General features: G+C 65.8%; 4 protein-coding genes. 3 read left to right on the top strand and 1 reads right to left on the bottom strand.

Annotated features, from left to right (window positions below):
• The first annotated feature begins 205 nt into the window (after positions 1-205).
• The 3 genes from QMX83_RS20950 (at position 206) to QMX83_RS20940 (ending at position 2196) form a co-directional block, all read left to right on the top strand.
• A complete protein-coding gene (locus tag QMX83_RS20950) occupies positions 206-1150 on the top strand; it encodes a DegV family protein (protein ID WP_282298552.1) in 945 nt (314 codons plus the stop codon).
• Between the two features lie 73 nt (positions 1151-1223).
• On the top strand, positions 1224-1568 hold the full coding sequence (locus tag QMX83_RS20945) for a hypothetical protein (RefSeq protein ID WP_282298551.1): 345 nt from the start codon (positions 1224-1226) through the stop codon (positions 1566-1568).
• Between the two features lie 28 nt (positions 1569-1596).
• Positions 1597-2196 carry a DUF3916 domain-containing protein gene (locus QMX83_RS20940; protein ID WP_282298550.1) on the top strand — a complete coding sequence of 200 codons (600 nt, stop codon included), beginning with the start codon at positions 1597-1599 and terminating at the stop codon, positions 2194-2196.
• A gap of 26 nt (positions 2197-2222) precedes the next feature.
• On the opposite strand, the gene QMX83_RS20935 is transcribed toward QMX83_RS20940, so the two are convergent.
• Positions 2223-2996: GGDEF domain-containing protein (locus QMX83_RS20935; protein ID WP_282298549.1), on the bottom strand; the 774-nt coding region annotated here is incomplete at its 5' end.

Raw genomic sequence — 2996 nt, 5'->3', positions numbered from 1 at the left:
CCGCGCTTATTCTAGTTTTAAAGCGGGGCCGCGCGGCGCCCGGCCCCCCCCCCCCCCCCCCCCCCCCCCCCCCCGGCTCTACGCAGCAGAGCGGATCGGGTAACCGATTACATCCGGATGCGTGAATCCCCGGTCAGGTACGTGAGTCCATTTTGAGATAGCTTTCACACTTTCGAACCGACACCTGCCTGGAGGGGGTAACAGGATGCGCATCGGAATTGTCGTGGACTCGGCCTGCGATCTGCCGCAGGACTTCATTGAAAAGAACAACCTGGTGCTGCTGCCGATCACGGTGCGGATCGGCGAAGCGGTGCTCGCCGACCACCGCGACGAGCAGGCCACGCTGAGCTTCCTGCACGCCCACGTGGCAGAAAACGGGGCCGAGGCGGAAACCATTCCCTTCAGCGTGGTGCAGATCCGCGATCTGTTCCTGGGCCAGCTGGTGATCGACTACGACCATGTGTTCTGCATGACGATCACCAAGACCCGCAGCCCGATCTATGACAACGCGATGCAGGCCAGCTTCGCGATCCTCAACGACTACAAGCCGGTGCGCCAGGCGGCAGGATTCAACTCGCCGTTCGCGCTGCGCGTGCTGGACACCCAGAACCTGTTCGCCGCCCAGGGCGTGACCGCGGTCGAAGCGGTGCGCCTGCGCGACAGCGGGGCCAGCGTGCAGCAGATCCGCGAGAAACTGGAACAGCTGGCGCACAACGTGCACGGTTACATGGTCACCCGCGACCTGTACTACATGCGCGCCCGCGCCCGCCACAAGGGCGACCGCAGCGTGGGCTTGATCAGCGCCGCGCTGGGCAGCGCGCTGGACATCAAGCCGGTGCTGCACGGCTACCGGGGCGAAACCGGGCCGGTGGCCAAGATCAAGGGGTTCGACAACGCCGTGCAGAAGCTGTTCGACTTCGTCGGCCAGCGGGTCAAGGCAGGGCTGATGACCCCGACCGTGTGCGTCAGCTATGGCGGTGAACTGGAAGACCTGCGCGCCCTGCCCGGCTACGCCGGCCTGCGCCAGACCTGCGAGGCACATGGGGTGCAGCTGTTCGAGTCGGTGATGAGCCTGACCGGCATGGTCAACGTCGGCAAGGGCGCGGTCACCATCGGCTTCGCCGACGGCCCGCACACCTTCAGCGGCTGATCCTGCCGGCCGGTTTCTGCACACCGGTTGCACTGGGTTTCTGGCAGTCTGCGCGCATTCAATGGAGACCACCATGTCGTCAGTCGTTCATTACAGCATCAGCCTGCCGGACCCGGAAAAGGCCCGTGGCAGTGACCCGGACCTGTCGTTCAAGTCGCACGGAGCCAGCGGCTTCGCCGAGGAACTGCAGGATGCCCTGCGCAGCACCACTTTGTTTGAGAAGTGGCGCGCCAAGCAGCCGGATCCGGACGCCGTGGAAAACCAGTGGGGCGTCACCGACCCGGAGGCCACCGTCACCGGCGAGCAGAAAGACCTGCGGGTCAACCTGACGGTCACCACGAAGATCGACAGCGACGTGTTCAAGCAGCGCCTGCGCCTGCTGGCCGGCCACCATTGGGAAATGCGCGACGTGCGATAATCCGTGCCCTCCAGGCACGGAACGCACGATGGATACCCAGAGCAAGGGACGAGCTACCAAGGCAGCGCGCGCAGCGCTGCTTCGGCCCGCCGAGCGCGGACAGCCCAAGTTGCGGTATGCGCCGCGTGGATTGCGTTACCTGCAGCGCTGGTCGGAGGGGTTCGCAGGAAAATTTCCCTCGGCAGAAGAGCTCGCTGAAAATCCCCGCTATTGGAACTATAAGATTCCGGTGGACTCAGGCTTGGTGGAGGCACCGTATACCAACCCGCAGCTGCAGCGAGAATGCGCACAGCGCATGATCAATGCCTGTGCGCATCTGATTGAAGCGAAGCCGGCCGGGCTTGCCCACGTTCGCGTCACCTGCAGCATCAGCCTGCCGCTCATGTTCGGCAGCGAGCTGTGCCTGTACCTGGACGAGGACTACTACCGCGGGCATACCGAGCCCGGTCCCTACGACCATGGCCGGCTGCGCGCACTGCAACCGCGCAGCCTGGCACGCGAGTGGAGTCTGATCCTGCCGCCCGGCGTCGGCGAATGGGGGGTCGCCGCCGAGTATCCGGCGGTTGAAGGGTACGATGAGTGGTACAGCGACATTTGGTATTTCGGCGAGGTGGGTGCGCGACCGTGATCGGCATGGACACGCATGGCGTGTCTCTACGGTACCTGTCCCTCCACCACCCGGTTGCGGCCCTCGTGTTTGGCCGCATACAGCGCTGCATCGGCGGCTTTCAGCAGCGGCGTGGGATCGGCCGCTTCCACCGTCGCCACCACCACAGCGCCCACGCTGATCGTCACCCCGACCTGCCCCACCCCATCGGGTGACGCCAGCCGGATGCGCTCTACCGCCCCACGCAGGGTGTCGGCCAGCGCGAGCACTCCTTCGCGCGGCGTGGCTGGGACCACCACGGCGAACTCCTCACCACCGTAACGCGCGACCACATCGGTGCCGCGCGTGGCGCAGTGGTTGAGAGTATTCGCGACCGCGCGCAGACAGGCATCGCCCATCGGGTGGCCGAAGCGGTCGTTGAACTGCTTGAAGTGATCGATGTCGATCATCAACAGCGCCATCGGCTGCCCACTACGTCGCGCCCGATTCCATTCCGCCAGCAGCACCTGATCGAATTCGCGCCGGTTGGCCACGCCGGTCAGTGCGTCCACACGGGATAAACGATCCAGCTGGTCCTGTCCCTCCATCGCCCGCACCTGCATCACCACCCCGCGCAGGCCCGCACCGAGCGTGGCAAAGATGAAGCCGAAGGCGGCGAGGTGCGGGTGTTGATCCACCAGCAGTGCGGACACGACCAGCAACGCCGCTGGCAGGATCAAGGGCGCACCGGCACGCACCGCCAGGGTCAACCGGCGCGGCGTCTGCCGCGCCGGCTCGTCCCCAAGGCGCAGCGCCAGCACCGCGCGCAGCAGGAACGGGAT

It is taken from the genome of Stenotrophomonas sp. PS02289, from assembly GCF_029960115.1.
Taxonomy (GTDB): Bacteria; Pseudomonadota; Gammaproteobacteria; order Xanthomonadales; family Xanthomonadaceae; genus Stenotrophomonas.
Note: the sequence above shows the minus strand (reverse complement) of the source record. Positions and strands in the feature narration are given on the sequence as shown.